This is a genomic window from Rhizobium sp. BR 314 (assembly GCF_047445805.1).
GTDB classification, from domain to species: Bacteria; Pseudomonadota; Alphaproteobacteria; order Rhizobiales; family Rhizobiaceae; genus Rhizobium; species Rhizobium lusitanum_B.
In genome coordinates, this window is sequence record NZ_JARWLA010000004.1 from 1 (window position 1) to 26,598 (window position 26,598).

28 protein-coding genes are annotated in these 26,598 nt (G+C 59.2%); 11 read left to right on the forward strand and 17 right to left on the reverse strand.

The genetic code is table 11. The features are described from left to right. On the forward strand, nucleotides 1–248 hold a 248-nt coding region (locus QD461_RS07070), incomplete at its 5' end, for a transposase (RefSeq protein WP_414087089.1). Nucleotides 249–395: 147 nt separating this feature from the next. After that, on the forward strand, nucleotides 396–938 hold the full coding sequence (locus QD461_RS07075; protein ID WP_414087090.1) for an adenine phosphoribosyltransferase: 543 nt from the start codon (nucleotides 396–398) through the stop codon (nucleotides 936–938). Nucleotides 939–1,035: 97 nt separating this feature from the next. On the opposite strand, the gene QD461_RS07080 is transcribed toward QD461_RS07075, so the two are convergent. Both QD461_RS07080 and QD461_RS07085 read right to left on the reverse strand, forming a co-directional pair. Beyond that, entirely contained in the window at nucleotides 1,036–1,503 is a 468-nt protein-coding gene (locus tag QD461_RS07080; protein ID WP_414087091.1) for a MaoC family dehydratase, read from the reverse strand. After that, the gene (locus tag QD461_RS07085) at nucleotides 1,500–1,964 is read right to left on the reverse strand and encodes a MaoC family dehydratase (protein WP_414087092.1); all 465 of its coding nucleotides are present in this window, start codon (nucleotides 1,962–1,964) and stop codon (nucleotides 1,500–1,502) included. Before QD461_RS07085 ends, QD461_RS07080 begins: the two co-directional genes overlap by 4 nt. 289 nt (nucleotides 1,965–2,253) lie before the next feature. On the opposite strand from QD461_RS07085, the gene QD461_RS07090 reads away from it, so the two are divergent. Beyond that, nucleotides 2,254–3,375: a hypothetical protein gene (locus QD461_RS07090; RefSeq protein WP_414087093.1), complete on the forward strand. Its 1,122-nt coding sequence runs from the start codon at nucleotides 2,254–2,256 to the stop codon at nucleotides 3,373–3,375. Between the two features lie 125 nt (nucleotides 3,376–3,500). On the opposite strand, the gene ychF is transcribed toward QD461_RS07090, so the two are convergent. The 3 genes from ychF to QD461_RS07105 form a co-directional block, all read right to left on the reverse strand. Next, nucleotides 3,501–4,604: a redox-regulated ATPase YchF gene (ychF, locus tag QD461_RS07095; protein ID WP_184703134.1), complete on the reverse strand. Its 1,104-nt coding sequence runs from the start codon at nucleotides 4,602–4,604 to the stop codon at nucleotides 3,501–3,503. Between the two features lie 154 nt (nucleotides 4,605–4,758). Beyond that, on the reverse strand, nucleotides 4,759–5,376 hold the full coding sequence (prfH, locus tag QD461_RS07100) for a peptide chain release factor H (RefSeq protein ID WP_414087094.1): 618 nt from the start codon (nucleotides 5,374–5,376) through the stop codon (nucleotides 4,759–4,761). After that, a complete protein-coding gene (locus QD461_RS07105) occupies nucleotides 5,369–6,589 on the reverse strand; it encodes an RNA ligase RtcB family protein (RefSeq protein ID WP_414087095.1) in 1,221 nt (406 codons plus the stop codon). The genes prfH and QD461_RS07105 overlap by 8 nt, the downstream gene beginning before the upstream one ends. A 318-nt stretch (nucleotides 6,590–6,907) precedes the next feature. Between QD461_RS07105 and clpS the strand changes: the two genes are divergently transcribed. Continuing rightward, nucleotides 6,908–7,219, forward strand: coding sequence for an ATP-dependent Clp protease adapter ClpS (gene clpS / locus QD461_RS07110; RefSeq protein WP_184703137.1), 312 nt, complete (start codon nucleotides 6,908–6,910; stop codon nucleotides 7,217–7,219). A 15-nt stretch (nucleotides 7,220–7,234) separates the two neighbouring features. On the opposite strand, the gene QD461_RS07115 is transcribed toward clpS, so the two are convergent. The 5 genes from QD461_RS07115 to QD461_RS07135 form a co-directional block, all read right to left on the reverse strand. Next, nucleotides 7,235–7,708, reverse strand: coding sequence for a GNAT family N-acetyltransferase (locus QD461_RS07115; protein ID WP_414087096.1), 474 nt, complete (start codon nucleotides 7,706–7,708; stop codon nucleotides 7,235–7,237). Nucleotide 7,709: 1 nt separating this feature from the next. Beyond that, nucleotides 7,710–8,429 carry an aminoacyl-tRNA hydrolase gene (gene pth / locus QD461_RS07120; RefSeq protein WP_414087097.1) on the reverse strand — a complete coding sequence of 240 codons (720 nt, stop codon included), beginning with the start codon at nucleotides 8,427–8,429 and terminating at the stop codon, nucleotides 7,710–7,712. 73 nt (nucleotides 8,430–8,502) lie between these two features. Beyond that, nucleotides 8,503–9,234, reverse strand: coding sequence for a substrate-binding periplasmic protein (locus QD461_RS07125; protein WP_414087098.1), 732 nt, complete (start codon nucleotides 9,232–9,234; stop codon nucleotides 8,503–8,505). A 14-nt stretch (nucleotides 9,235–9,248) separates the two neighbouring features. After that, complete coding sequence (locus tag QD461_RS07130) at nucleotides 9,249–11,615, reverse strand: EAL domain-containing protein (RefSeq protein WP_414087099.1); 2,367 nt, start codon at nucleotides 11,613–11,615, stop codon at nucleotides 9,249–9,251. A gap of 241 nt (nucleotides 11,616–11,856) precedes the next feature. After that, on the reverse strand, nucleotides 11,857–12,468 hold the full coding sequence (locus QD461_RS07135) for a 50S ribosomal protein L25/general stress protein Ctc (protein WP_184703142.1): 612 nt from the start codon (nucleotides 12,466–12,468) through the stop codon (nucleotides 11,857–11,859). A 299-nt stretch (nucleotides 12,469–12,767) separates the two neighbouring features. Here QD461_RS07135 and QD461_RS07140 point away from each other — a divergent pair, with 299 nt between their 5' ends. The 3 genes from QD461_RS07140 to QD461_RS07150 all read left to right on the forward strand — a co-directional run bounded on the left by QD461_RS07140 (nucleotide 12,768) and on the right by QD461_RS07150 (nucleotide 17,036). Further along, a complete protein-coding gene (locus QD461_RS07140; RefSeq protein ID WP_414087100.1) occupies nucleotides 12,768–14,207 on the forward strand; it encodes a hypothetical protein in 1,440 nt (479 codons plus the stop codon). Nucleotides 14,208–14,320: 113 nt separating this feature from the next. Further along, nucleotides 14,321–15,775: a hypothetical protein gene (locus tag QD461_RS07145; RefSeq protein WP_414087101.1), complete on the forward strand. Its 1,455-nt coding sequence runs from the start codon at nucleotides 14,321–14,323 to the stop codon at nucleotides 15,773–15,775. A gap of 25 nt (nucleotides 15,776–15,800) precedes the next feature. Continuing rightward, on the forward strand, nucleotides 15,801–17,036 hold the full coding sequence (locus QD461_RS07150) for an MFS transporter (RefSeq protein WP_414087102.1): 1,236 nt from the start codon (nucleotides 15,801–15,803) through the stop codon (nucleotides 17,034–17,036). Between the two features lie 116 nt (nucleotides 17,037–17,152). Here the strand turns inward: QD461_RS07150 and QD461_RS07155 are convergent, their stop codons facing one another. From QD461_RS07155 to lgt, 6 genes are all read right to left on the reverse strand, one after another. Continuing rightward, on the reverse strand, nucleotides 17,153–18,085 hold the full coding sequence (locus QD461_RS07155; protein ID WP_414087103.1) for a ribose-phosphate pyrophosphokinase: 933 nt from the start codon (nucleotides 18,083–18,085) through the stop codon (nucleotides 17,153–17,155). Between the two features lie 105 nt (nucleotides 18,086–18,190). Then, nucleotides 18,191–19,060 carry a hypothetical protein gene (locus QD461_RS07160; protein ID WP_414087104.1) on the reverse strand — a complete coding sequence of 290 codons (870 nt, stop codon included), beginning with the start codon at nucleotides 19,058–19,060 and terminating at the stop codon, nucleotides 18,191–18,193. A gap of 55 nt (nucleotides 19,061–19,115) precedes the next feature. After that, the gene (locus QD461_RS07165) at nucleotides 19,116–20,267 is read right to left on the reverse strand and encodes a M24 family metallopeptidase (protein WP_414087106.1); all 1,152 of its coding nucleotides are present in this window, start codon (nucleotides 20,265–20,267) and stop codon (nucleotides 19,116–19,118) included. 1 nt (nucleotide 20,268) lies between these two features. Continuing rightward, nucleotides 20,269–21,051, reverse strand: a complete 783-nt coding sequence (gene pgeF / locus QD461_RS07170) for a peptidoglycan editing factor PgeF (RefSeq protein ID WP_414087107.1) — start codon at nucleotides 21,049–21,051, stop codon at nucleotides 20,269–20,271. Nucleotides 21,052–21,184: 133 nt separating this feature from the next. Further along, the gene (locus QD461_RS07175) at nucleotides 21,185–22,282 is read right to left on the reverse strand and encodes a class I SAM-dependent methyltransferase (protein ID WP_414087108.1); all 1,098 of its coding nucleotides are present in this window, start codon (nucleotides 22,280–22,282) and stop codon (nucleotides 21,185–21,187) included. Between the two features lie 80 nt (nucleotides 22,283–22,362). Beyond that, nucleotides 22,363–23,250, reverse strand: a complete 888-nt coding sequence (gene lgt / locus QD461_RS07180) for a prolipoprotein diacylglyceryl transferase (protein WP_414087109.1) — start codon at nucleotides 23,248–23,250, stop codon at nucleotides 22,363–22,365. Between the two features lie 277 nt (nucleotides 23,251–23,527). Between lgt and QD461_RS07185 the strand changes: the two genes are divergently transcribed. The 4 genes from QD461_RS07185 to QD461_RS07200 all read left to right on the forward strand — a co-directional run bounded on the left by QD461_RS07185 (nucleotide 23,528) and on the right by QD461_RS07200 (nucleotide 25,984). Then, nucleotides 23,528–23,788 carry an accessory factor UbiK family protein gene (locus tag QD461_RS07185; RefSeq protein ID WP_414087110.1) on the forward strand — a complete coding sequence of 87 codons (261 nt, stop codon included), beginning with the start codon at nucleotides 23,528–23,530 and terminating at the stop codon, nucleotides 23,786–23,788. Between the two features lie 388 nt (nucleotides 23,789–24,176). Then, nucleotides 24,177–24,677 carry a YbjN domain-containing protein gene (locus QD461_RS07190; RefSeq protein WP_184703153.1) on the forward strand — a complete coding sequence of 167 codons (501 nt, stop codon included), beginning with the start codon at nucleotides 24,177–24,179 and terminating at the stop codon, nucleotides 24,675–24,677. 1 nt (nucleotide 24,678) lies between these two features. Then, nucleotides 24,679–25,518: a pyrroline-5-carboxylate reductase gene (gene proC / locus QD461_RS07195; protein ID WP_414087111.1), complete on the forward strand. Its 840-nt coding sequence runs from the start codon at nucleotides 24,679–24,681 to the stop codon at nucleotides 25,516–25,518. Between the two features lie 124 nt (nucleotides 25,519–25,642). Next, complete coding sequence (locus QD461_RS07200) at nucleotides 25,643–25,984, forward strand: tRNA-binding protein (RefSeq protein WP_414087112.1); 342 nt, start codon at nucleotides 25,643–25,645, stop codon at nucleotides 25,982–25,984. A 31-nt stretch (nucleotides 25,985–26,015) separates the two neighbouring features. Here the strand turns inward: QD461_RS07200 and QD461_RS07205 are convergent, their stop codons facing one another. Beyond that, complete coding sequence (locus QD461_RS07205) at nucleotides 26,016–26,597, reverse strand: DUF1349 domain-containing protein (protein ID WP_414087113.1); 582 nt, start codon at nucleotides 26,595–26,597, stop codon at nucleotides 26,016–26,018. Nucleotide 26,598: the final 1 nt, after the last annotated feature.

Genomic DNA, 26,598 nt, shown 5'->3' on the forward strand with positions numbered 1-26,598 from the left:
CCACCCGAAGATATGGTCAAAGGCATCTCGATGAAGATGCACTCGCCCGCATGCATCAACGGGCAACGCCCGACATGATGCGATTGCGTCGATGCACGGCAGAACATCCGTTCGGCACCATCAAACGGATGATGGCAGGCGGACGCTTCTTGACCAGAAACCTCAAGGGCACCAGAACCGAAATGGCCCTCTCCGTGCTCGCCTACAACATCATGCCCACCATAAACATGACATTAAAGCCCGCATAGACCCAGAAACCAAAAGAGGCTCCGGTCAAACCGGAGCCTCCAAACGTTTCCACACGGGCTGCGTCGAGGCCGCCTTTTTTGTTGGTATAGCGCCTACATGTTGCTAGGGTGCCGCCGGCCCTATCACAGCCTGAGAGACTATATTTGATGAACACTATTGCATCGGAGCTTGCCGCCAGCATCCGCTCCATTCCGGACTATCCCAAGCCGGGCATCATCTTCCGTGACATCACGACGATGCTTGGCGATGCCAGGGCGTTCCGTCGCGCGGTCGATGCTCTCGTACAGCCCTATGCCGGCACGAAAATCGATAAGGTCGCCGGAATGGAAGCGCGCGGCTTCATTCTCGGGGGAGCGGTGGCACATCAATTGTCGGCCGGCTTCGTGCCGATCCGCAAGAAGGGCAAGCTGCCGCACGATATTGTCCGGATCGCCTACAGCCTGGAATACGGCGTCGACGAAATGGAGATGCATCGCGATGCGGTCAATCCGGGCGAAAGAGTGATCCTCGTCGACGACCTGATCGCGACGGGCGGCACCGCTGTCGGCGCAACGAAGCTGTTGCGCCAGATCGGCGCCGAAGTCGTTGCAGCCTGCTTCGTCATCGATCTGCCTGATCTCGGCGGCCGCAAGAAGCTCGAAGAGCTTGAGGTGCCGGTTCACACTCTGGTGGAATTCTCCGGCCACTGATCTCGTCGGCGAGATGCGCGTGCGGGGTTCTGTTCGCTCCCCGCCGCTCCACTTGGTGTTATCGCGCAGTTCCGTGCGGAACTCAGCCCGCCATGGTCTAATCAAATCCCAGCACAGTACTTTCGAAACGCAGAACCTGCGTGCCGTCCTGGTTGCTGCCGTCGCAGGCAAGCGTATAGAGCGTCCAGCCAGGACGCGAGGCCAGAGGGCGGCTGGCAATGAGGGTGAGACCGTAGGTGATGGTGTCGCCGGCAAAGACCGGGCGCAGCCATTGCAGGTTCTTGAAGCCCGGCGAGGGGCCAAGCGTGGGTGGCGTCTTGCCTGCCTCAATCAGACGAGCCGTTTCGGACTTCCAAAAGTCGACGAAGTTGCGCATCCATACCGAACAGCTATGCCAGCCGGAGGCGCAGAGCCCGCCGAACAGCGAATGCTTGGCGGCTTCGGCATCCATATGGAAGATCTGTGGATCGAAGCACGACGCAAAGCGGACGATGCCTTCGGGCGTGAAGGTATGGCTACCGATCTCCATGCGTTCGCCGATCGTGTAGAGATCATTCAGTTTCATGCCGTGGCCTCCGCACCGGCGCGCAACCGGACCATTGTCGCATTCTCACCGAGGCAGACGAGCTCGCCGCGCTGGTTTTCAATTTCGTGACGGAATTTGACGATCCCGATGGCAGGGCGCGAGCGCATCGGGCGCGCCTCCAGCACGATGGAGCGGCCGGACAGCGTATCGCCGGCCAGAACCGGCTTCTTCCAGTCCATGAAGTCGATGCCCGGCGCGCCTTGGGCGTCCGTGTTGAGAAGGTAGGAATCACACATCATGCGCATGAACATCGCAGATGTGTGCCAGCCGGAGGCCGCAAGGCCGCCGAGGATGCTGGCACGGCCTGCCTCTTCGTCGAGATGCATGGGTTGCGGATCGAATTCGCTTGCAAATGCGACAATTTCCTCAGCCGTTACATGCTTCGGACCAAGCGGAAATTCCCGCTCGGGCTTGAAGTCTTCATAGGCCAGTTTCGTCATGTCTCATGCCGTCCTTCAAATCGCCTGAAGCGCATCGCGATCCCTTGGATCTGCTCCTTGTTCTTCAGGTTCTGGCGTCTCGGCATGTCGTTGTCGCGAAACCGCAACGCGCTTTTGCGCGACATGCTCCAGATCGGCAATCGCATAGGGACTAGTCGCGGCGCAAGCCCTTTCAACGACGTGGCGAGCGATACCCGCCGCCGAATAGCCGTGGATGTCCCGGCAGCTCTTGATTGTGCCGCAACGATATGCTGAGGCTTGCTGGCAAGGAAATGTAATGGGATCAGAGATGAGCGAGCTTAGAATCGCGCTGGAAGATGCGGCCGGCGAGGGGATTATTTCCGACACGCAGGCAGAGCGGCTGCTTCCCTATTTGACCGCGAGAAATATCGGCGCGCGCGTGGCCGGCGGCCTTTTGGACGCACCTTCAGCCGAGGTAGCCAACCCGTTGGAGGACACGGAGGCTCCGCGTTTCGTTCGCGGTTTCCATGATGTACTGATCACGATCGGCATTATCGTCCTGCTCGTCGGGCTGTGGGGGCTGGCGCATCGGTATCTGCTGGTGCTGGCGATCGTCCTTTTGGCGGAGATCCTGGTGCGCCGCCAGCGACTGGCGCTGCCGGCTGTGGTTTTGACAGTGGCTCTCGTCGTTTGGCTTATCTACACGGTGATAGGCTATATCAGCGCCACGCCAGCCCTTTCCGATAACTTCACCATTGGCGCGCTGGTGCTGACCGTTCCGTTCCCGTTGACGCTAGCGGCATTTTACTGGCGCTACCGGGTGCCCCTGTCGCTGGCATTGCTACTTTTCTCCCTGTTCGGGCTGCTGCTGGCGACGATCTTCTATGTCATCGGCTCGGCGCTTCACTCCACGGACGTGCCGGCCGATTACCCAACCGTGACGCTCGTGATCCTGCTGGCCGCCGCTGTCGGCAGCTTTGCGTTGGCGATGCGCTTTGACCTGAGTGATCCGCGAAGGGTTACGCGCCGCTCCGACGTTGCCTTCTGGCTACATCTCGCGACTGCGCCAGCCTTACTTTATTCGACGATTCTGCTGGCGTTGCGGTTGGAGCTTGGTGACGGCGCTGCTGCCTTCGCCAACCTCGCCAACGTCTTTTTCGGCGGCTATACGCAGGCGCTGACAGTTCTCGGCGTTGTCGTGGCAATGATGCTCATCGGCCTTGTGATCGATCGCCGCGCCTTCGTCACCGCCGGTCTCGTGTCGCTTGGTCTCGCGACAGGCGCGCTTCTTCGCCACAACAATGCCGGGCTCGATCAGGTTGGCTTTCTGGTTCTGCTGATTGTCGGGGTGGTGGTGCTTGTGATCGGCATTGGTTGGACGACATTGCGTCGCGTCGTCGTCTCTCAGCTGCCGGATGGCCTGCAAGCGAGACTGCCGGTGCTCAGATAGGCGCCGGCAAGCCGAGGTGTGCTGAAGCGCGTCGTGATCTCTCAGATTCGCGTTTCGCGCTTCAGGCCTTTGATTTCACGCATATGGGTGTCGTAAGTCCGGCCAACACTTTCGCGCGGCATGCCTTAGGTGTTGAAGCGGAAGTGGATGACGTCGCCATCCTGGACGACGTATTCCTTGCCTTCGTCGCGCGCTTTGCCGGCTTCCTTCGCGCCGGTTTCGCCGTTGAAAGCAATGTAGTCTTCATAGGCGATGGTGTTGGCGCGGATGAAGCCGCGCTCGAAATCCGAATGGATGACGCCGGCTGCCTGCGGCGCCTTCGTGCCGCGTTCGATCGTCCAGGCGCGCGTTTCCTTCGGCCCGACGGTGAAGTAGGTGATGAGGTGTAGAAGCTTGTAACCGGCGCGGATCAGCCGGTCGAGGCCGGCTTCGTCGAGGCCGAGGGCCGAGAGGAATTCCTTCGCCTCTTCTTCCGGCAGCTGCGCGACCTCAGCCTCGATCGCGGCAGAGATGATGACGACTTCGGAATTCTGTTCCTTCGCCATGGCCGCGACGGCCGCCGTATGCTCATTGCCGCTGACGGCATCGCCTTCGGCGACGTTGCAAACGTAGAGCACCGGATGCGAGGTCAAAAGGTTCAGGCTCTTAAGGATGCGGATTTCTTCGGCATCGAGCTTCGACAGCAGCGTGCGAACCGGCTTGCCTTCCTGCAGCAATGCGAGCGATGCATCCATGATCGGCAGCATCGCCATGGATTCCTTGTCCTTGCCGGTGGCGCGCTTGCGCGTCTGTTCGGTGCGGCGCTCCAGGCTGTCAAGGTCGGCGAGCATCAGCTCGGTCTCGATCGTTTCGGCATCGGCGACCGGATTGATGCGGCCCTCGACATGGGTGATGTCGCTATCTTCGAAGCAGCGCAGCACGTGCACGATGGCATCGACTTCACGGATGTTGGCGAGGAACTGGTTGCCGAGACCTTCGCCCTTCGACGCGCCGCGCACGAGGCCGGCGATATCGACGAAGGAGATGCGCGTCGGGATCAGTTCCTTCGACTTGGCAACGTCGGCAAGCTTGCGCATGCGCGGATCGGGAACCGCGACTTCACCCGTGTTCGGCTCGATCGTGCAGAACGGATAGTTGGCCGCCTGCGCCGCCGCCGTCTTGGTCAGCGCGTTGAACAGAGTGGACTTGCCGACATTAGGCAGCCCGACGATACCGCATTTGAAACCCATGGCACCTTGTCCATATCTTGAAAATCTTTGCAGTGCCTATGGGGGAAGGGCCGTTGCGGGTCAAGCCTTGTGCGAAAGCCGAGCCTATTTTCCGGCAAAAAGGGGCGTTTTGGACCAAATGACCCGCCCGGTTTCAGCCGAGCGGGTCATCCTTTCAAAGTCGGAACACCTTTACTTCATTGCCGCGCTCCAGCTCCTTGTTGGCGAGAAAGAGGGCGGTCTTGGCGTTCTGATTCTGACGTTCGGCCAGCAGTTGCAGCATTGCCTCCAGTCGCCTTACCGCCAGCGCCTTGTTGCGGTGCTGAGAACGTTCATCGCGGCAGGTTACGGTAATGCCGGTCGCGATATGCGTTGCCCTGACGGCGCTGTCGGTCGTGTTCTGGTGCTGCCCGCCGGGGCCGCCGGCACGCAGTGTCTCGAAGCGGATATCGTCCCGCTGAATGCTCGGGATCTCCTTTGCCGTATCAGGCAATTCGATCTGCTTGATACCGACGAACCAGTTTTGCCGTTTGTGTCCCGGCCTGATCCTGCTCTTGAAGATGAAACGGATCGAGCCGCAATAATCCGCTGCGAGGCGATGTGCCTCGGCGCCGCGCAGCGTGATGATTGCCGAAACAGGGTCGTGCAGATCGGGTGCCCGCGACGCGGTAACCTCGATCTCGCAGCCTTTGTCGCGGGCCTCGCTCTCCAGAATGGACAGCAGGGCCTTCAGCGCGACCCTGCATTCTGCCGGGCCGTTGCCTGAGGTTGCGAGAAGATGAATTTCAGACATCCCGGAGCCTCCCGCTTGCTCTGCGGTCCCGCATGCGATCCTTCTTCGGCTCCTCGTGATCGATGCTGACCTTCTTGTAGGTAATTAGAGGCTTCATCGATGCCAGCGGCCGGATGAGGCCGTGATCGGCCAGATCGGCGATGACCTGACCGGCATTCTTGTAGGCGCCGGCCGCCTCCTCAATCGCGAGCTTGCGATCGTCGCAGATTGCGATGCCGCCCCACGGGTTGCGCAGCAGCGCCTCCCGCTCGGAGCGGGTGGAACCCGTCCGGCCGTGCATGTTGCGACGATCATACTTCCGACCGGCTCCATGCGAGATCGCCCAATGCGACTTTGCCGCAGCCGCAAGCGGTTCGACGACATAGCTCAGGCTTGCCCTGGAGCTGGCGATCGGTGCGATCGCGGAATTCTGGACGGCACCCGCGCCCTTATAGTGGACGTAGCCGTCCGCCGTCGCCCGCACGAGATTGTGCGGGATGTCGGCGATCAGCCTGCAGTCTGTCCGCAGGGCTACAGCGGCCCGCTGCGCAATCATGCGCCGATTGAGCTTGGCCCACTCGACGCAAAGATCATGAAGCTGCAGCCACTGCATGCCGGCTTCGGACATCGGATCGAAGCCTTCAGCTAAGCCGCCGCTCACGTCGATGGTGCGGTTGAACACCTTGGCGCCGAGGTCGCGTGAGCCGGTGTGAACGAGCAGATAGAGCTTCTGCTTGTCCAGCAACTGGCCTGCATCTTCCTCAAGCAGGTCTTCGACTGCCTGGATCTCGCAGAAATGATTGCCGCCGCCAATCGTACCTAGCGTCTCCGTGCTGATTTCGAGGTCGAGCGATCGGTCGATCTGCGAGACATCCGACACATCGAGCCTGATGTTTTCCAAGCCCCGCAGCATATCCGCCGCCTTGTCGAGCTTGAACTTACGCTGAGGCAGATCGAGTTCGAAAAGAGCCATGCCGCAGCCGATATCGTTGCCGATCAGTTGCGGATAGAGTCTCGACGCCAGTGCGGCCATGCCGACTGGCCCGTATTTGCCGGGATGCAGGTCGGGAAGGCCGGCGACGGAAAGCATGCCGGGGAGCTTTGCGATCTCTCCGAGCTGTTCGAGTGCCGTCCCTTCGATCCAGGACTTCGATGTAAAATAATGTGCGACCGCGGCAGTAGGCTGACCGCAGCGCATAGCGATGGGACCGGAGGTCCCTATGGAATTGCCCATGAAAATATTCCCAGGATGGGTCAATCTCTCGGCGTCAACGCCGATCGAAAAAGCTCATCGCAGCGCGTCGACGCTGCTTAAGCTTGTGCCCCTAAGGGGCGCGATGAAGCTGTGCTCTTCATTTTGCTGCTCCCAAACCTGAGTTAATAGATGGTGCTTTATAAGCGAAACCAAACGGATTGCAAGCCCTGGTTTCGCTGGTGGCTGCCGCCGACCACATTATCTCCTTGACAGGACTGTCCTTGAACGATGTGGTGCGCTGCACTATAGTCCTTCTATCATTCCAAAGCTCTTTTCCTGTCGTCAACGGTGATGCCGATGAGTGACAATGATGTTGTCCTGAAACCAAAGACTAAAACCAAGCCGAAGGTCGACAGGCCGAAGCTCTACAAGATCATTCTCGTGAACGATGATTACACGCCGCGGGAATTCGTCATCATGGTACTCAAAGCCGTCTTCCGTATGAGCGAGGAGACGGGCTATCGCGTCATGATGACGGCGCACAAGCTCGGTACCTGCGTTGTCATGGTTTGTGCGCGGGATATTGCCGAGACCAAGGCCCAGGAGGCGATTGATCTCGCGAAAAGCGGAGGCTTTCCGCTGATGTTCACGACCGAGCCGGAAGAATAGGGTTACGGTCGCGCCTCAGACAGGGCGACGGATTTGATAGCCGGTCTTGTCCTGCGTGAAGCCGCTATTGGCGTAGAAGCGCAGGGTTGCCGGGTCTTTCGACCCTGTCAGCAACATCACCTTGTAACAGCCTTTGTCCCAAGCAGTCGCTGTTGCCTTGCGGATAACCTTGCCGGCGAGGCCGCGCTGGCGGGAATCGGCATGTGTCACGACATTCTCGATCAGTGCATAGGGCGCACCACCGCGCGTCAGATTGGGAATGACCGCCAGTGTAACGGAAGAACGCGCCTTCTCGCCGTCAAAGGCGGCAAAAATGGTCATGCCAGGATGGGCGAGGATTTCCGCGAAACGGCGCTGCGCCAACGATAGCTCCAGCACCGGGTCGTCTGCGTTCAAATGCTGGTAGAGGGCAATGAGCGTCGGTAGATCCGCGGCCGTTATCGGCCGGATGCTAATCTCTGCGGTGTCTTTGAAGGCTGCCTCCGGCATTTCAATTGTCCTTCTTGCCGAACATCCTCTTCAGCATCTCGGCCATCGGGCCGGTTTCCGGCATCTTGGGCTGGCTGTGGTTGCGCGCCTGATGAATGTGCGATTTGGCAGCCGGCGCTTTCTTCTCCGGCTTCGGTGCGTCGTCTTCCGACTTGCCGCCGAGAGCGAGCGCGATCTTGTTCATCAGCTGCGAATCTTCGCCCCGCACCAGCATGTCGGCATTATCGGCAAGCGAATCGAACAGGAGTTCAAGCCAGTCCCTGTCCACTTTGGCGAAATCGCCGAGGACGTGATTATGCACGAGTTCCTTGGCGCCCGGATGGCCGATGCCGAGGCGTAGGCGTCGATATTCGCGGCCGACATGCGCGTCGATGGATTTAATGCCGTTGTGACCGCCATGGCCGCCACCGGTCTTCAATCGCGCCTTGCCGGCGACCAGATCGAGTTCGTCGTAGATCACCACAAGATGGGAGGGTTCGAGCTTGTAGAAGCGCATGGCTTCCCCGACAGCTTCGCCGGAGAGGTTCATGAAAGTCTGCGGCTTGATGAGTAGCACCTTCTCGCCTCCGAGTTCGCCTTCCGCAATCTCGGCCTTGAACTTCTTCGACCAGGGCGAAAAACTGTGGCGACGATGGATCGCATCCACCGCCATGAAGCCGATATTGTGGCGATTGCTCTGATATTTGGCGCCGGGATTGCCGAGACCCGCGATGAGAAGCATGCGCTTCACCCCTTGGAAAATGCTGATGCCCTTCACCACAAGGAAATGGCGGCAAAGTCAAGGTTAGATGCGATCAGTCGCCGAGATGCAGGCCGTACTTCAAGTAAATTCGCTTCTGCGTTCCGTCGGCGATCAGCGCGGTCAGTGCCGTCTGCATCTTGCTCAGAAGATCGGACGGGAAATCCTTTTGGCAGGCGATGCTCAGGGGTTGCTGCGCAAGGACGGCTACCTCTTCCACCGCGTTGCCTTCATCCTTCAGCTTGTCGAAGTAGAATTCCGAGATCGGCATCAGGTCGATGCGGTCGCTCATCAGCTTCTTCAGGCTTGCCTTGAAGTCGCTGCCGACGTCGATGCGCTGGAAATTGTTTCGGTGCAATATCGTTGCCGTATAGTCTTCCCGCCAGGTGCCGACGAGATACTGCTTGGCTTCATCCAGGTTTGCTGCCGCAACCTTGGAGCCGCTATGCTTGATCAGAACGCTGCGATCGATCAGCAATGGTTCCACCCATTTGAACAGCGAGTTGCGCTCTTCATTATGGGCGGTGGCGAAGACGCAGGTCATCGGTTCCGTCAAGGCCTGATTGTATGCGCGAACCCAGGGCAGCACGGTGATGGTATAGCTCACGCCGATATCGGCCATGATCTTCTGTACCTGTTCGGTGGTAGCGCCGACGGGTGTCTTGCCCTCGCGATAGTTGAAGGGCGGATATTCTTCGGTGGTGAAATGAACCGTTTCAGCGCGAACCGGAGAGAGAAAAGAGAGCGAAAACAGGCTGGTTGCAATGATGAGCAGCGGCTTTCGCATGCGGTTCCTCTTCGCTAGGATGCTTGGGCTACAGGAGCTGGATGATCTTGTATCAGGCCCGTCCATATCTTCATCAGATTGTCCGGATGCTGCGGCCGGTAGAAGAGGTAGCCCTGGCCATAATCTATGCCCATGGTGCGCAGGGTCGCGCATTCCTCTTCCGTCTCGACGCCCTCGGCTATGACAGTGCAGTTCATCTTGTGCGAGAGCGTGGTGATGCTTTCGACCAGCATGCGGCTCTTGGCGCTGACATCGGAAGCCGTGTCGTTGATCGCCCTGATGAAGGACTGGTCGATCTTGATGATGTCGACCGGGAAACGGTTGATATAGCTCAGCGACGAATAGCCTGTACCGAAATCGTCCAGCGCGATGCGGCAGCCATAGCGGCAGATTTCGTTGATGACCATGCGCGTCTCCGGATTGTCATCCATGAGCACGGCCTCGGTGATCTCGACGACGATGCGCCGTGGCAAAATATCGTGGCGCGAGAGCAGGGCGGCGATGCGCATCGGCAATTCCGGCTCGAATTGGAGCGGCGAGAAGTTGATGGCGAGGTAGGTATCTTCCATGCCATCGAGACGTGACAGCTTTGCGAAACTGGCGATCGCCTTTTCCATGACGCGATTGCCGATACGCACGATAGACCCGGTTTCCTCGGCGACCTCGATAATGCGGGCAGGAGGCAGGATACCTTTCTGAGGATGGTTCAGCCGCATCAAGGCTTCGAATCCGGCAACCGAGCGGTCGTCGATATTCACGATCGGCTGCAGATATGCCTCGAACCAGTCGTCGTTAAGGCCGCTCTCGATATTGCTTTCCAATTCGGCGCGGCGGCGGGAGTCGTCGAGCATGCCATTATCGAAGATTTGCGCGCCGTTCTTCCCGTCGCGTTTCTTGGCATACATGGCGATGTCGGATTTCAGCAGCAGTTCTGCGGCGTTTGTGGCGTGGCGCGGATAGATGGCGATACCGATGCTGGCGCTGAGACGCGCGTCGCCTTCGAAGGGCGCTTCGAAAATCTCCGCGATGCGGGCGGACATGTCGAAGGCCCGTGCTTCCGCGTTCTCGGCCAATAGCAGGATCGCGAATTCGTCGCCGCCCAGGCGGGCTGCGATATCGCCGGGTTTCAGGCACTCCTGCAGGCGTGAGACAAGTTCCCGCAACGCCGCATCGCCGGCGGCATGGCCCATATTGTCGTTGATCCACTTGAAGCGATCGAGGTCGATGAAGAGGCAGGCGAGTTCGCGCTTGCGTAGGTCTGCCTCGTTGATCTTGGCGTCCAGTGCGGTCTCGAAGCCCTGACGATTGAGAAGGCCGGTCAGGTGATCGGTGATCGCCTGCCGCAGATTGCGGTCCTCGGATTGCTTGAGCTCGGTGACGTCGGTCATGACCGAAAGCGAGAGGCCGTCCTGGATCGCGGTGGTTTCGAGGATCAAGACGTCCATGACCCGCTCGTCACGGCAGAGGAATTTCACCGTCACGGCAAGGCGAGCGGCGCTGTCGGGGTTGTCGTGCTTGCGTTCGCTGTATTCCGAGCGCGAATCCGGAAGGACCAGGCTTGCGAACCGGCGGCCGAGCACTTCGGCGCGGTCATAACCGGTGGCGGCAAGCCAATAGTCGCTGACGGCGGCGATGCAATCGTCCTTGTCGAGCGAGAACAGCATAGCGGGCGTCAGATTGTAAGTGTCGGTCGCCCGCCGATGGGCGAATTTCAACTCGGATTCTTCGCGCTGTAGCTTGCTCTGCATGTCGTTGAAGCTGCTGGCAAGCCGACCCATCTCGTCGCTCGACTGCCAGTCGACATGATGACGCGAGCCAAGACGGCGGGTCGCCTCGATGGCATGCGTCAACCGCATCAGCGGCTGAATGACGAAAATGCGGTTGCCGATCAGCGCTGCGCCGAAAACGGTCAACACGGCGAAAATGAAGATCGAAATGAAGACGATCTCTTCATTCTTCAGCCCATCGAAGAGGCCGAGTTCGGGATAGTAGACGGTGATGGTGCCGAGTTTCTTGGCGCCATCGACGCCATTGTAGACGATCGGGCGGGAGACCGATTCCAGATTGCCCTTGTAGGATTTCGGGATGGTCGATTGCGTAACGTCGAGCTGGCCGGAAAGATCGCGGACATTCACCCTGACGATCGCGCCCTCAGCGACCGTCGTAGCGCTGATCTGGGTGACGCTGTCCTCGTCCAGGTCCCATAAAGGCTTTGCCAGCGCCTGGGCATTGGCGACGAGCAGAACGGTAATGTGATCCTTGATTTCTTTTTCTGCGCGCTCGGAGGAGAGAAAAAGGAACAGAATGAAGAGTGGCGCCACGAAAACCAGCAGCGCACCGCAGACGATCGCGAAAAACCTGTTTTCGACCGAATGACTCATTATTCCGTTTGCTCCCCAGTCGCAGGCCAACCGCATACTGGGTGCGCCGCTCCCCACAACTCTTTCGCGTAGATTTTCATGAATCTGTTAAATGTTGCTGAAACTCTGGGGTTAATGGACCTCGATTGAAGTATAGATTCAAGAAATCTTTATGTTTACTTTCTCTAATATTCGCGCCAAACACGAAAAACCCGCCATCCCAGGGGGAGGCGGGTTTCGAATGTTACGATGAAGAGGCCGATTAGGCGCTGGCTTCTTCGCTGCCTTCTTCTTCGGCAAGACCGGCTGCCGGAGCAACGATCGTTGCGATCGTGAAGTCGCGGTCGGCGATAACAGGCGTGACGTTCTTCGGCAGCTTTACATTCGAGATATGAACGCTGTCGCCGCTCTTCAGGCCGCTGAGGTCAACGGAGAAGAATTCCGGGATGGCGTCGGCCGGGCAGTGAACTTCGACTTCGTGACGAACGATGTTCAGTACGCCGCCAGCCTTGAGGCCGGGGGACTTCTCATGGTTTTCGAAGTGAACCGGGATTTCAACGGTAACGGCGGTGTTGCCGGAAACGCGCAGGAAGTCGACGTGAACCGTGAAGTCACGGACCGGATCGAGCTGATAGTCCTTCGGCAGAACCTTGATCTTCTTGCCGTCGACGTCGATCGTGGCGATCGTCGTCAAGAAGCCGCCGGCGTGGATGCGCTTCGTCACCTCATTGGTGTTGAGAGCGATGGAAATGGGGGCCTGCTTGTCACCATAGATGACAGCGGGGATCAGACCATTGCGGCGAAGTTCACGGGCGGACCCCTTACCAACCCGTTCGCGCGCCTCGGCCTTGAGCTCGTAGCTTTCGTGGCTCATAGCTATTCCTTTCGAGGTTATTTGGAGAGTTCATCCGGTCGGTCATACGCCGTATCGATTGAACTGGAGGAGGGCGTGCCCTGCCTCATCCGCGTTGCCTCCAAGGGTGTCTACGCGGACGCGTGGCGTATAATACAAAGTGGTGAAAGGTGCAAGCACCCCCGGAAACAGGGGTCTGTGATGACATTGCAACTGAGAGGCACGAGCCGCGGCGTCATTTCTATCAACGGCTTGACATATACGCTCGGCCTCTTCAACAGTCGAGTTCAATCGATCAGGGGCAGAAGGTGAGGTCGAGCATGCGCTCCAAGCTTATCGTCGGCGCGATTTTCTCCATGGGCCTTACCGGCGCATCGCACGCCGCCGACGTCAGTCAGCGGGGTGCGGACGATCTCCGCGACATCCTGCTCTCTCCGCTTTCACGCGATCTCGCTCGGAGCGACTTCGTGGCCGTCAAGCCGGCGGGTGACCAATACGAGATTATCTACGATCTTGCGAAGTTCTTCGACAAGATCAACTCCAACGTGCTTTCGGTGACGGGTTTTAAGCCGTTGTCCCTGTTTGCGAAACCTGTCGAACAAGGCCGCTGGCGTCTCACGGGCGACAATAGCCTCAATGTCGCCGTGCATTCGCCAGTCTCGGATATCGCCTATTCGATCGCGTCAAGCTCCTTTGACGGCATATTCGATCCGTCGATCGAGATGATGCGCTCGATGGGCATCAAAAGCGGCGGTGTGAAATTCTCGAGCGTCGGCAGCGGAGCAAAAAGCGGCCGCAAGGTCGATGTCGCCATCGACAGCGCTTCGTTTGCCCACACGGTGACCGATAGCAGCGAAGCGGGCAAGGTCGATCTGCAAATGCAAGGCTCGCTGCAGCAACTGAACGAGACGTTCACTTTGCCGCAGGGCTCGCCCTTCAGCTTCAGTGCCGATAGCGTTACCACCAACGTTACCGCGACCAGCTTGCCTGTGAAGGAGTTGAGCGCACTCATCCGTTTCTTCGTTCAGCACATCAAGACCAAGCAGCTTTCGGAGAGCGGCGGCGAGAAATTCGAGCAGTTGGTGCACAAGGCCTTGCCCGTATTCGGCTCTCTCGGCAAGACGGTGACGTTGAATAATGCCGTCATCGCGACGGACAAGGGAAAGGTCGGCATCAAGCGGATCGATTACAGCTTCAAGATGGACGGCTTCACCAAGGCCTCGAATGTCAATCTGGGGCTGCGAGCTGAGCATTTCACGCCGGATGCGGGTCTTATTCCGGCAGCTTACGCGTCCTTCCTGCCCGAGACGCTGGATGTGCAGCTCGGTGTCCCCAATATCAATTTTTCCGGCCTCATCGACACGGCGCTTGAGACGATCACCACGCGGGCGGCGCCTATGTCCGGCGAGGCCGTCAAGCGCACGATGTTCCCAAATGGATACGGCACGCTTGAATTTCCAAAGGTCAGCGCTACGTCGGGCGTCTACGACCTAGAGGTTTCCGGCGCATTGAAGGGCTCAACCAAGGCACATTCGGATTATTCGCTGCAGGCGACGATCCTGGTGCGCAATTTCGACAAGACCATTGCCGCCATTCAGGAGGCTGCGAAGGCAGACGCCCGTCTCAACAGGGTTTCCATCAGCATGCTGGCCGCAAAGGGGTTTGCGAAGACCGATCCCGACGGCCGTTTGCGCTGGGATGTCACGATGGACGAGGATCGAACGATAACGGTCAACGGACAGGTGATGAAGAAGCCCTGAAGCGGCGCAGGCGCGCGTGATGCAGCGGGGCAAAGACACAACTCCGCTTGAAGAGCCGGATGGTGCTTTTCGAGCTTTCACATTTCTTTTCCATCATATTTTGGGGGTAAATTATGCGTTTCAAAGCGGTTGCCGCGGCAGCTGTCCTTGCTGCAGGTGTGGCTGGCGCCACACAGGCGGCTGATGTCAGTGAGCAGGGTGCGAAGGATCTTTTCAACAATCTGACCTATTTCCTGCCCGACGATATTGCCAAGAGCGGCAGCATCGCGGTAAAGCCGGCAGGCTCTCAGTACGAGGTCACTTATGACCTGAAGGCGCTGTTCGATAAGCTAGATATCACTGGTTTCGAGATCAGCGGCCTGAAGCCATTGACGATGTTTGCGACGCCACTGGACAGCGGCCTTTGGAACGTCGAGGGCAATAATGGCTTTGACATTTCCGCGAAGTCCAAGCCCGGCACCGACCCTGATGTGGAGTTCCGCTACGCGCTAGCCTCCTCTGTTTTCAAAGGCGTCTTCGATCCGGCGCTCCACTATCTGCGATCGGCCGATCTGCAGGGCAAAGGCATCACCTTCGCCACGAAGACCAACGACGCCAGCGCCCAGAAGAACGAAGGAACGGTCGATAGCATAGGCTACACGCTTTCCTCCGCCGATAGTGGCGAGGCCGGCAGGCTCGACGTCAAGATGAACGGAAGCATGCAGTCGTTCTACGACAAGGTTTCGTCCGCAGATGCGACGCTTGCTGAAATCAAGGTGGCGGCGATCGACTTCAACGCCGGTGCGACCAAGCTGCCGCTGAAGGCCGTCAATTCCATCCTGCACTTCGTCTCCGAGCACAAGGACCAGAAGACGCTCTCCGACGCGGACAGCAAGGCGCTGAAGGCGCTGTTCATGAATGCCATGCCGATCGTCGGTTCCTTCGACGAGGCCATCACCGCCAAGGATATTTCCGTTACGACACCCTTCGGGGAAGGCGGCCTGCAGAAATTGGGTTACTTCGTCAAGTTGGCTGGCCCGACCAACGCGATGAACGCCGATTTTGGATTGAGCGCCGAAAAGCTTACCTTGGCCACCGGTCTGGTGCCGGAAGACTATATCGCTTTCATTCCCGATGTGACCGATTTCCAGATTCAGATGCCCAACCTGAATTTTTCGGCCCTGATGGATGTCTTCCAGCAGGCCGATTTCAATGATCCGGAAAGCAAGGCGGCTCTCGACACCAAGTTGCAGGAGGCCATGTTCCCGGACGGCACGATGACAATCAACTTCCCGAAGATCAGCGCCGTCTCTGGTCTCTATGATGTCGAGGCGACCGGAAGCATGCGTGGCTGGCTGAACGAGAAAGACCGCGTGTCGATGAAGATGTCTGTGTTCGCACGTGATCTCGACAAGACGATTGCTGCCGTCCAGGAAGCGGCAAAGACGAAGGCCGATCTTTCCCAGCTCTCCTTCGGTCTGATGATGGCCAAGGGTTTTGCCAAGACGGATGCCGATGGGCGGTCGCGCTGGGACATCGATCTCTCCGATACTGGCAGCGTGACGGTCAACGGCCAAGTCATGAAGTAAGCCACTCTGAAATCAGAATGCGACCATGTTTGTTCTGAGGCCGTTGAGCCAGCGCTCGATCTCTCTTCTGTGGGCCGGCCAAGTGCTGGCCGCCACGGGCTCGGAATTCTACATGGTCGCGGTCGTCTGGATCGCGGCGGATTTTATCGGCAGTAATGCGGGATATGTGTCCGCGCTGCAGTCCGGAGCGCTGCTGTTCGGCAGTCTTTTCGGCGGCATCCTCACGGATCGCTGGCGGCACAGCACCACGATGATCGCGACCGATCTCGTAAGGGCGGCGCTCTTGCTGATGCTGTCGCTTGCCGGTCTTCTGCATCTGATGAGCCTGCTGCTCCTAATGGTGCTTGCCGGAAGCATTGCCTTGCTGACGTCGGCATTCGACCCGTCGCTGCAGGCAACCTTGCCGACCATTGCCGTCGATCCGGATGTCCGGCATGCCACCAACGGCCTCTTTGATGCCACGCGCCGCATGGCGCGCATTCTCGGGCCGAGCCTGATTGCCCTCGTGAACGGCTTTTTGCCGAAGTCGCAATTCTTCACCGTGACGGCTGCGACCTTCCTGCTCTCGGCACTTGCGGTCTGGCTGGCCGTGGCAAAGCTGCCGGCCGCACCGCGCCGGCGGGAATTTTCAGGCACGGCTGCCGTTGTGGACGGCGTTCTCGGCGGATGGCGTGTCGCGCGAGGCCACGCCGCCATTCTCTATGGCCTGTTCACCAATCTGATGGGAAACATCGCCTGGGCCATGGGCATCCTGCTCGGGATGATCCTGCACCTGCGAGAAACCAGCGCCGATCCGCTGACGGATTACAGCTTGATGATGACGGCCTACGGGGTCGGCAATGTCACGACCAATCTCATTCTCAGCAGCATCAAGCCGCGCCGGCCTGTCGTCTGGATCATTGCGGCGAAGTTGACTTTCGGGGCAGGGGTCTTTCTGTTGCCGCTGATGCATGATCGGATGTGGCTGATGATCGTCGCTTGCTTTGCGGCCATCAACGGCCCCTTCGAAAATCTGGCCATGCTGCATCTGATGCAGACGCGCAGCGAGCCGCATCGTCTCGGGCAGGTCTATCGTCTGATGATGTGCGCGATCTTTTCCGGCCTGTTTCTGGCCTATCTCATGTCACCGAGCCTGTTTGCATGGTTCGGCATCGGGCCGTCGATCATGGGAGCTGGCGCAGCGGTTTTCGTCTCCGGCCTGATCGGAATTGGCCTGCTGACATGGCGACAGACGCATTCAGCCGGAGCAAAGGCTTCCTAGGGCCTTTCCGCTTTTCTTCGAATCGCGAAGATGCTCCATCTTTTCGCTGTTACGCGATTTAGGGCGGAAAACCGCTATGCACGCTTCCTCGAATTGCTCCAAGGCGCTATCCGACCTCAGTCGAACAGGCTGGAAACCGACTCTTCCTGGCTGGTGCGGTTAATGGCTTCGCCGATGAGAGTTGCCGTGCTTATGACGCGGATGTTGGGGGCCGATTGCACGGCCGTCGTCGGCTGGATGGAATCGGTGATGACCAGTTCCTTCAGCTGCGAATTCGTCACGCGGGTCACAGCGCCACCGGAGAGAACGCCGTGTGTGATATAGGCGGTAACGCTTGCCGCGCCTCGTGCAAGCAGGGCATCGGCCGCATTGCAGAGCGTGCCGCCGGAATCGACGATATCGTCGATGAGAATGCAATCCTTGCCGGAGACTTCGCCGATGATGTTCATCACTTCGGATTCACCCGGGCGATCACGGCGTTTGTCCACGATCGCCAGAAGACAGTCGAGGCGCTTGGCAAGCGCGCGGGCGCGGACGACGCCGCCGACGTCAGGCGAGACGACCATGACGTTGCCGATATCGTAATTTGCTTTGATATCGCGCGTCAGGATCGGCAGGGCGTAGAGATTGTCCGTGGGGATGTCGAAGAAGCCCTGGATCTGGCCTGCGTGCAGGTCGAGTGTGAGAACGCGATCGGCTCCTGCCTCGGTGATCAGATTGGCCACCAGCTTGGCCGAGATCGGCGTGCGCCCGGAGGCGCGACGATCCTGACGGGCATAGCCGAAATAGGGAAGAACCGCCGTGATGCGCCGCGCCGAGGAGCGCCGCATCGCATCGATCATGATCAACAGTTCCATGAGATGGTCGTTGGCCGGGAACGAAGTCGGCTGGACGACGAATACGTCCTCGCCGCGCACGTTCTCCTGGATCTCGACGAAGATTTCCTGGTCCGCAAAGCGCCTGACACTAGCCTTGCCCAAAGGAACGTTAAGATAATTGCAGATCGCTTCGGCTAGATGCCGGTTCGAATTGCCTGCGAAAACCTTCATTGTGGTCCGCCTGTTACCAACCTGATAGCCGCGCTTTTAATCACCTCGCTCTCGAATGCAAGGGGTAGAGGCGCGTTACCTTTCATATTTCTGAAAAGCTTGTGACTATCCACCGCTGGAATTACGCCAGGAGTTGAAATCCGCCATTGTTTTGGTGGCAATTTTCTGCATGACCGCTGGAGGGACCGCCGTCCACGGATCGCCGCGCTTCAACGGAGCGCTTTCGGCTCCCTGGATTCTGTGGACGCGGTTGCCGGCACCATCCAGTACGTCCCACACATAGGTCACGGAGATCTGCGGTCCGTCCTCGAAGGCTGAGAGGTAGCCCTTTAGGATGTAGCTTGCGCTGGCGTCGCTGGAACTCTTGATCGTCAAGCCGAGCGAACGGGCATCGGCACCGAGCTGACGCGATAGCGGCGTGACGGCCTGAACGGGCGCGCCGATGATCGGCAGAAAGCGGATGCTGCTGCCGCCTGTCGTCGCTGCGGCCGGCGGCAGCGATGCCTGTTGCTGGTCCGGCTGTTGATCGTCAGCTGCTTGCTGCTGTTGTGGCGGTGGGTCTTCCGAGAGGCGGCGGTCCGCCTCGCGCTGCTCGTCACTCTCGGAAATTTGGTTGCCGTTGGCCTGGGGGATCGACGCCGTGCGAGCACCGTCCAAGGGTCGGGAGGCATAGGGGTTGGTGCCGCTCGAGCGCAGCGCCGACGCCTGTTCGTCGAGCGAGCCGCTGCCGCCGTAGCTTTGGGGCTGATAGGCCTGCTGGGAAGTCTGCTGCTGATAACCGAAGCTATCCTGCGAGTTCTGATAGTTCCGGCGGGGCTGTGGCGCTGCGGCCAGGCGCTCGACATCGCGCTGCGTGACGGGGCTGGAGCCGGCATAACCAATGGCCTCGGGCGGCGTCAAAGCGTCCGTGGTGTTGCAGGCAGAGAGCGCGAGGCAAAAGCCGACGACAGTCAATGCTATCCTGACCAGTCCCATTGGCGCGATCCTTCCTCTTTCCGGTCCTCCCGTTCAGGATCGCTACAATACGCCGCTAACGGTTAAGAAATTCGAGAGGATGTCGCGAGAGGGCTTTCGGGGTCTGGGACGTGGTCAGATAGGTCTGTCCGAGCGTCATGGCGGTGCCGCTGTCGGAGTCCATGATGATCATGTGCACGAAGAGCGACATATTCTCCACCATCTCCTGCGGATTGCCCATGTGGAACATCTCATGCTCCATCCACGAGGGCGAGAAGCGGGCGCCGAGCGAATAGCCGCAGGCGTTCAGCCGGTGACGGGCGAGGCCACGCTCATCCATGATCCTGGCATGCATGTCGAAAACGTCGCCGAACGTGTGGCCGGGTGTCAGGATCGTTTCGATCGCCTGCAGCGTTTCCAGGCAGGCGCTATAGAGTTCGCGATGTCGATGGCTGGAATTGCCGATGACGACGGTGCGCATCATCGCGGCGTGATAATGGGCATCGACGCCGGCCCATTCGAGCGTGAGCTGGTCGTCGGCATCGAGCCTGCGGCGTCCGGCCTTGTAGCGGCAGAGCAGTGCGTCCTGGCCCGAGCCGATGATAAACTCGTTGGCGGGATAGTCTCCGCCGCCGGACAAGACGGCGCCCTGCATGGCAGCCAGAATATCGGCTTCGTCTGCCCCCGGCTTGATCAGCGACAGGGCTGCGTCGAGTGCATCATCCGCAAGGGCTGCTGCCCGTTCGATATAGGCGATCTCTGCCGAGCTCTTCGTCAAACGGAGGCGACTGATAACATAAGAGGCATCGACAATCTGGCCAAAGCTGGACAGCTGATGATCGAGCAGTCGGGCGATGCGGCCCGTCATGCCGTGGGTGTCGTATTCGACGCCGATACGTGCACCGAGAAGATCGAGTTCGACGAGCAATTCCTTGAGATCGAGTGTCGGATCGACATTGGGGCGATCGACCCAGACGCGGATATCCTTGATGACCGAAGTGAGCTGCGCCTGGCGAAGATCGGCAGAGCGCGTCAAAAGCGTCATCGAGCCATCCGCCTTGACCACCAGCGTCTGGAAGAAGCCGAAGCCGAACGTGTCGTAGCCGGTCAGCCAGTACATGCTCTCCTGCGCGAACAGCAGCATGGCATCGAGCTTTTCTTCCTGCATTCTGGCAAGCAGCCGCGCGAGGCGGGCATCGAATTCGCTGCGTTCGAAATGCAGGGCCATGTCAACTTGTCTCCGCGATGGCGATAGCTGAGATCTGCCGGCCGTAATCCAGCTCCTTCGCATGCGTCGTGCGGCGATAGGAGAAGAAACGGTCGGCGTCCGGATAGGTGCAGAGGTTCAGGCTTTCGGCTGTCACGCCCGCCTTGCGCAGGCGATCGACGGTCAGTGCCGGCAGATTGAACATCGCATGGCCGGCTTGTTCAGACGGTACAAAATATTTGCCATAGCCGGCATCGTAAGCGAGGAAACGATCCACGAATTCTGGGCCGACTTCGTAGCTTGCCTGGCTGATGGAGGGGCCAAGACAGGCGATGATCGCCCCGCGGCGGGCGCCGAGCGCCACCATCGCATCGATGGTGTTTTCCAGTACGCCGGTCAGCGCGCCTTTCCAGCCGGCGTGGGCCGCGCCGATGACGCGATTTTCCGGATCGGCGAAAAGGATGGGACCGCAATCGGCCGCCAGTACGCCGAGCGCGATGCCGGGCGTGGCCGTGACCATCGCATCGGCTTCCGGGCGGTTTCCATCGTAATTCACGTCGACCGTCATGACATCAGGCGAATGAACCTGATGGACAGTGGCCAGCTTCTGCACCGGGAGGCCAAACCAGCCGGCGACGCGACGGCGGTTCTCCTGCACATGTTCGCGATCGTCCTTTGAGCCAAGCCCGACGTTCAATCCGCGATAAATGCCTTCCGAAACGCCACCTGCACGGGTGAAATAGCCATGGCGAATGCCGGCAGCCTCGGCGGCGCTCAGCAGCGTGCTTGCAATTGGTGTCGGCAACTGGAGCGTTCCTTGAGTTCTGGTTTGCCTGTCGTGCGACGAACAACGCGTCTGCGGCGAAGCAGTTCGATTTGACCGGGATGTTGGCCCAGCGCAGCGCTGACTGTCAATCCGTAGGATCGACAGTCACTGTTCAACTGACGGGACGAAATGGCAGGAGATCGATCGGCGGGCTAGAAACCGCGAGAGCCTTGAAGAGCTCGCCCATCTTGCCTTCGCCGGCTGCGGCCAGCCTTTCCACGGCGTTCTGGATGCTCTCCTGGGTGGTCGCGTCCTGGTCGCGGCCAAGCGCTGCCGCCCGTTCCAGCAGGCCGAGCCCGACGAGGAAATCGCCTTGATGACAGCATCCGTTGATGTGCATGCCGGAGGCGAGCGCGGTTTGAGCTAAATCCTGAAAATCGACGTGGCTGGTGAGGTCCGCTTCGCCCGGATGTTCGAGTGGCGGGTCATATTCGTGCATGCGCACGGCTTGCAGCGTGTCGCCAAAACCAGTGGCCATGTGCCCATAATCGATGGCCAGCGCAGTGCCGCCATGGACTGCGAGCCTGTCGCAGATCGTTGTCATCACGGCCTGGCGGGCAGGGGCAATTTCAAAGATAGTACCGATCGGCGGCGAGCTGCCGTCGGGAAGAAGCGCCGGATCGAGCGTCGCGACACCTGTCGTGAAGGTCAGCTCATCACTGATGTCGAGCCCGACCGCGCGCTCGCGGAAGCCGCTTTGCGTGCGCACGAACTGGCGGATGGGGATGGCATCGAAGAGTTCGTTGGCGGCAAGCAGGGTAAAGCCGGTAGGCACTTCGCCGAAGTCCATATGCCACGTGACCTTCGTGCCATGCGCCTCCAGCGTCTGCTTTTGGAAACCCTGCAGCCTTTCGCTGGTCTCGACCAGATGCACCGTCATGGCGTCATAGAGCTGCGGCGCGAGCTTGCCGATGACGCGCAGCATATCGGCCATCATCGTGCCGCGGCCGGGGCCGATCTCGACGAGCCGCACGTCCGCCGGCGTCCCGTGACGCTGCCATGCATGCACCATGAAGACGCCGATCATTTCGCCAAAGAGCTGGCTGACTTCGGGCGCGGTGACGAAGTCGCCGGAGTGGCCGAAGGGTTCACGCGTCTTGTAATAACCGTGCACCGGATCGGCGAGACACAGCGAAAAATAATCGGTGATGCTCAATGGCCCGTTGGTGCGGATGATGGCTTTGATTTTTTCCCCGAGCGCCGTCGTCATTCTTTGCTTTCGCTAATGCGTGACCCGCAACAAGCTGGGAGCGTCTTTCGACGGAGGCCACGCGACATTAAACCCTCAACTCAAGCCGCTTGCCTGGTCGCTGCCCGACCGGCGCGAATAACTGCCCACAGGCCGATGGCAACCATCGGAAGCGACAGCACCATGCCCATCGTCAGCCAGTTCGTCTCAAGCAGATAGCCGAGCTGCCGGTCAGGTTGACGGAAGAATTCGACAAAAATACGCGAGAATGCGTAGCCGATAATGAAAATACCGCTGACTGTCCCCGGCTTTTTCAGCGCGAGCGCCCAGCGGCAGAGCGCGAACAGAACGAGGAAGAGCAAAATGCCTTCTATGCCGGCTTCGTAAAGCTGGCTTGGGTGGCGCGGGTCGGGGCCGGCGGGGCAGATTCCGTTGTTGGCATCGACCAGATGCTGGCTGCAGAATACCATCGCCCAGGGAACATCGGTGACGCGGCCCCAAAGCTCGCCATTGACGAAATTGGCGATGCGGCCAAAGAAGAGGCCGATCGGCGCTACGGCGGCAACGATGTCGAACATGCTCCAGACCGGAATCTTATTGCGTCTGGCGAACAAAAACATGGCGATGGTCGTGCCGGTTAATCCGCCATGGAAGGACATGCCGCCCTTGTTGATCTGTATGGCCCGTATCGGATCGTTCAAAACCGGCCCGAGATCGTAAAACAAGATGTAGCCGATGCGTCCACCCAGGACGATGCCGATGGCAGCCCAAAGGATGAAGTCATCCAGATGCTGGCGGGTCATCGGAGCGGTATCGTTCAGCCAGAGCTTGCCGTTGTCGATCAGCCGCCTCGCGTAGAGCCAGCCGAGCAGAATGCCCGCCACATAGGCAAGCCCATACCAATGAACCGGGACCGGCCCAAGCCAAATGGCAACCGGATCGAGGTCCGGAAATGGGAGGATGGCGGCAAGATTGGCGGATGTCAGCAAGATCGTCAGGCCCGTTATCGCATGATTCCCGAAGGCACTCTGCCATTTCGGAGCAGGACCATGCTATATCCAAATGTGCGCGGAACATGGCGTCCGCTATCGAAACGGTCAAGTCGATTGTTATTGAGGCCGTATGGGCCGGGCCTGTTGTCCCGTCCTATCTCAATTTGCCCCATGTCAATTTACTTGCATCGGCTTCCCGGAAATCCTACCTCAGCACTATCTGGCCCAGATAGATGCCTGACCGTTGAGGGCCGACGGCCGCAAGGAGATTGCTATGAGCACTGGACCGAACCGTATCATGGATGAATTCGCCAAGCTGATGACCGATGCCGCCGGTGCGGCCCAGGGCGTGCGCCGCGAAATCGAAACGGCTTTCAATGCCCAGGTCGAACGCTGGCTGAATAGCATGGATATCGTCAAGCGCGAGGAGTTCGAGGCCGTTCGCGAGATGGCCATCAAGGCGCGCGACGAAAACGAAGCACTGCTCGCGAGAATCGAAGCGCTGGAAGCAAAGCTGGCGTCCAAGGGCGAGTAAACACGCATTCCGCTATTAACGATCTGCGCGGCACACGTTTGTCGCGCATTTTTTATGAAAATCCTATTTGTTTTTCCACCTGTGGACATCGGCAAAAAAGCCAATCGTCAGAGTCGGTTATGACTCCCTTCTGAATAGGTGTCCGAAGAGCTGTCCACAGCGCCTTTTCCAAAAACGAAGCTCAGGGGCTGGCAGGCCGGGCATGCCGCTATACACTGATTTTAAATGATGATTCGAAACGGACTTGGTAAGCTCCGGGCAGGGTGGACGCGTTAGTCTGGCAGCCGTTCAACATCATCCCGAGGATGTTTCCGGAGTAAAACTGTTTGCGTTCTCTCAGTGTTGGACCACGTGAAAACTGCATTCGTTCCGGTCAAGAAGGTGCTGCATGAGCCTGATGGAAGTGGAAGTCGAACGACAATCGAATCCGGTTGACATGATCGAGTTTGTGGCGGCCAACAACGACTGGTCGTTCGAGCGGTCCGGCGAAGACGAAATCGCCATGACCGTCGAAGGGAAATGGACAGATTATCATGTCTCTTTCTCGTGGATGGAAGAATTCGAGGCGCTGCATATCGCCTGCGCCTTCGACGTGAAGGTTCCCGAGCCGCGCGTCAACGAGGTGATCAAGCTGCTGTCCTGCATCAACGGACAGGTGCTGATGGGTCACTTCGATCTGTGGCGGCAGGAAGACATCGTGATCTTCCGCCAGTCCCTGCTGCTTTCGGGCGGTGCTGAGCCTACCAATCGGCAGGTGGAAGTGCTGCTTTCCAATGCGCTTGACACGTGCGAGGCGTATTATCAGGCTTTCCAGTTCGTTGTATGGTCGGGCCTTGATGCCAACCGCGCCATGGAAGCCGTGCTTTTCGAAACTGTAGGCGAAGCGTGATATGACAAGCGAACATTCCTCCAGCATCCTTGCATCCTCCGGGCCGATCATCCTGATCGGCGCGGGCAATATGGGAGGCGCGCTGCTGATGGGATGGCTGAAGAACGGCGTGCCCGGATCTTCTGTGGTTGTCGTCGATCCCAATCCATCCGAGGCGATGCGCCAGACGATTGCTGATGCTGGCGCCAGCCACCTGACCGGCGTTCCCGCAGGTATCACTGCCGGTGTCCTGTTCGTTGCGGTCAAGCCTCAGGTGATGGATGCGGTTTTGCCGCCATTTAAAGCGATTTTAGACGCGGAGACGGTTGTTGTATCCATCGCCGCCGGCAAGACGATTGCCTCGCTTGAGAAGAATCTGGGGCCGGCCGCGACGGTGCGTGCCATGCCCAACACGCCTGCGATGGTCGGTCGCGGCGTTACCGGCGCCTTTGCAAATGCCAGGGTCAGCGAGCGGCAGCGTCAGCTTGTTCAGAACCTTCTGAAAGTCTCCGGGCCGGTCGAATGGGTGCCGGAAGAAGCCGACATCGATTCTGTGACGGCGGTTTCAGGCAGTGGGCCTGCCTATGTTTTCTATCTCGTCGAATGCATGGCGGAGGCAGGGCGCAAGCTCGGCCTGCAGGCGGACCTCGCTATGCGGCTCGCACGGGAGACTGTCGCGGGGGCTGGTGAATTGCTCCATCAGTCCCCCGACGACGCATCGCGCTTGCGCCAGAACGTGACTTCGCCCGGCGGCACGACTGCCGCGGCTTTGGGCGTGCTGATGGCGGAAGACGGCATGCAGCCCTTGTTCGATGCCGCACTGGAAGCGGCGCGCAAGCGGGCGCAGGAGTTGGCTGGTTAAGGCAATTGCGGGGAAACTGCACAGCGGTTTTCCGTCCGGAATTGCGTGAGGGAAAAGAGCTGGAGCGGTGGGTGCTGAGCGAAAGCACTGCACCGCTTTAGTTTTCTATAGGAAGGGCAGAGGCATGACGGAAGAAATCACCTATGGCGATTTCGAGCGCGTTGATATTCGCGTCGGGACAGTCATCGAGGCTGAGACCTTTCCAGAGGCGCGCAAGCCGGCATACAAGCTGCGGATCGATTTCGGACCGGAAATCGGTGTCAAGCGATCGTCCGCGCAGATAACAGTCCATTATACGCCGGAAACTCTTGTCGGCCGTCAGGTGCTCGCCGTTGTCAATTTCCCACCGCGCCAGATCGGGCCGGTTCGCTCCGAGGTGCTGACTTTGGGCTTTGAGGATGAGGCGGGAGCGATCGTTCTCGCCGCGGTGATGCAACCGGTGCCGAACGGCAAGAAGTTGATGTGAGCGCCGCCCTTTCGCACCGAAAGGGACAGGTTCAATGGATATCTCTCGATACGGGGTCCGTCAGGCTGAAGTGGAGAAATTCCGCTTCGAAGCCTTCGCGTTGGGGCGAGCAGAAGGCCGGGCCGACCGCTAGTTCCTCCAACATCGGATCGAACCAGGCAAGCCTTGCCATCCGCCATTCCCGCATCTGGTCGGTGCGGTACTGGATGAAAAGAGCGTCGCCATTGCGCGTCACCCGCACGGACATGGCGTCGAAGTCATGATCGAGCCGAAAGGCGGACCAATCGGAATTGCCGTTGGTGACAACGACGCTGAAGTGTTTGGCGCCGTCGGTGTATTCGATCCCGCACTTCATCCAGTGTCTGGCGTCATGGCGGATCATCAGGCCGGCCTGATCATAGAGTTCCTGGTAATGCCCGACGAAGGCTACCTCCGCGGTAAAGTCGCCGCGGCGGGGCTTGCCGAGGAAATGACCGTCGTCGCGATGGAATCCGTAATAGGTTTCCTGCCAGAAATCCGTCTTGTTGTTCGAGCGCACGAACAGCCGGCCTTGGTTCATTTCCCACGCCTGCGGCGCATTCAGCCAGTGCATGCCATCGATATCGATCGGCATC

What these genes read in the sequence shown, in the direction of transcription:
- QD461_RS07125 (WP_414087098.1), bottom strand. Translation starts at nt 9,234, where the DNA reads ATGCGAAAGCCGCTGCTCATCATTGCAACCAGCCTGTTTTCGCTCTCT.
- QD461_RS07185 (WP_414087110.1), top strand. Translation starts at nt 23,528, where the DNA reads ATGAGCACTGGACCGAACCGTATCATGGATGAATTCGCCAAGCTGATG.
- QD461_RS07080 (WP_414087091.1), bottom strand. Translation starts at nt 1,503, where the DNA reads ATGAAACTGAATGATCTCTACACGATCGGCGAACGCATGGAGATCGGT.
- QD461_RS07105 (WP_414087095.1), bottom strand. Translation starts at nt 6,589, where the DNA reads ATGGGCAATTCCATAGGGACCTCCGGTCCCATCGCTATGCGCTGCGGT.
- QD461_RS07140 (WP_414087100.1), top strand. Translation starts at nt 12,768, where the DNA reads ATGCGCTCCAAGCTTATCGTCGGCGCGATTTTCTCCATGGGCCTTACC.
- clpS (WP_184703137.1), top strand. Translation starts at nt 6,908, where the DNA reads ATGAGTGACAATGATGTTGTCCTGAAACCAAAGACTAAAACCAAGCCG.
- QD461_RS07130 (WP_414087099.1), bottom strand. Translation starts at nt 11,615, where the DNA reads ATGAGTCATTCGGTCGAAAACAGGTTTTTCGCGATCGTCTGCGGTGCG.
- QD461_RS07115 (WP_414087096.1), bottom strand. Translation starts at nt 7,708, where the DNA reads ATGCCGGAGGCAGCCTTCAAAGACACCGCAGAGATTAGCATCCGGCCG.
- QD461_RS07090 (WP_414087093.1), top strand. Translation starts at nt 2,254, where the DNA reads ATGAGCGAGCTTAGAATCGCGCTGGAAGATGCGGCCGGCGAGGGGATT.
- QD461_RS07205 (WP_414087113.1), bottom strand. Translation starts at nt 26,597, where the DNA reads ATGCCGATCGATATCGATGGCATGCACTGGCTGAATGCGCCGCAGGCG.
- QD461_RS07190 (WP_184703153.1), top strand. Translation starts at nt 24,177, where the DNA reads ATGAGCCTGATGGAAGTGGAAGTCGAACGACAATCGAATCCGGTTGAC.
- QD461_RS07085 (WP_414087092.1), bottom strand. Translation starts at nt 1,964, where the DNA reads ATGACGAAACTGGCCTATGAAGACTTCAAGCCCGAGCGGGAATTTCCG.
- QD461_RS07135 (WP_184703142.1), bottom strand. Translation starts at nt 12,468, where the DNA reads ATGAGCCACGAAAGCTACGAGCTCAAGGCCGAGGCGCGCGAACGGGTT.
- QD461_RS07160 (WP_414087104.1), bottom strand. Translation starts at nt 19,060, where the DNA reads ATGGGACTGGTCAGGATAGCATTGACTGTCGTCGGCTTTTGCCTCGCG.
- QD461_RS07165 (WP_414087106.1), bottom strand. Translation starts at nt 20,267, where the DNA reads ATGGCCCTGCATTTCGAACGCAGCGAATTCGATGCCCGCCTCGCGCGG.
- QD461_RS07145 (WP_414087101.1), top strand. Translation starts at nt 14,321, where the DNA reads ATGCGTTTCAAAGCGGTTGCCGCGGCAGCTGTCCTTGCTGCAGGTGTG.
- proC (WP_414087111.1), top strand. Translation starts at nt 24,679, where the DNA reads ATGACAAGCGAACATTCCTCCAGCATCCTTGCATCCTCCGGGCCGATC.
- QD461_RS07075 (WP_414087090.1), top strand. Translation starts at nt 396, where the DNA reads ATGAACACTATTGCATCGGAGCTTGCCGCCAGCATCCGCTCCATTCCG.
- QD461_RS07155 (WP_414087103.1), bottom strand. Translation starts at nt 18,085, where the DNA reads ATGAAGGTTTTCGCAGGCAATTCGAACCGGCATCTAGCCGAAGCGATC.
- ychF (WP_184703134.1), bottom strand. Translation starts at nt 4,604, where the DNA reads ATGGGTTTCAAATGCGGTATCGTCGGGCTGCCTAATGTCGGCAAGTCC.
- pth (WP_414087097.1), bottom strand. Translation starts at nt 8,429, where the DNA reads ATGCTTCTCATCGCGGGTCTCGGCAATCCCGGCGCCAAATATCAGAGC.
- QD461_RS07200 (WP_414087112.1), top strand. Translation starts at nt 25,643, where the DNA reads ATGACGGAAGAAATCACCTATGGCGATTTCGAGCGCGTTGATATTCGC.
- prfH (WP_414087094.1), bottom strand. Translation starts at nt 5,376, where the DNA reads ATGTCTGAAATTCATCTTCTCGCAACCTCAGGCAACGGCCCGGCAGAA.
- QD461_RS07175 (WP_414087108.1), bottom strand. Translation starts at nt 22,282, where the DNA reads ATGACGACGGCGCTCGGGGAAAAAATCAAAGCCATCATCCGCACCAAC.
- QD461_RS07150 (WP_414087102.1), top strand. Translation starts at nt 15,801, where the DNA reads ATGTTTGTTCTGAGGCCGTTGAGCCAGCGCTCGATCTCTCTTCTGTGG.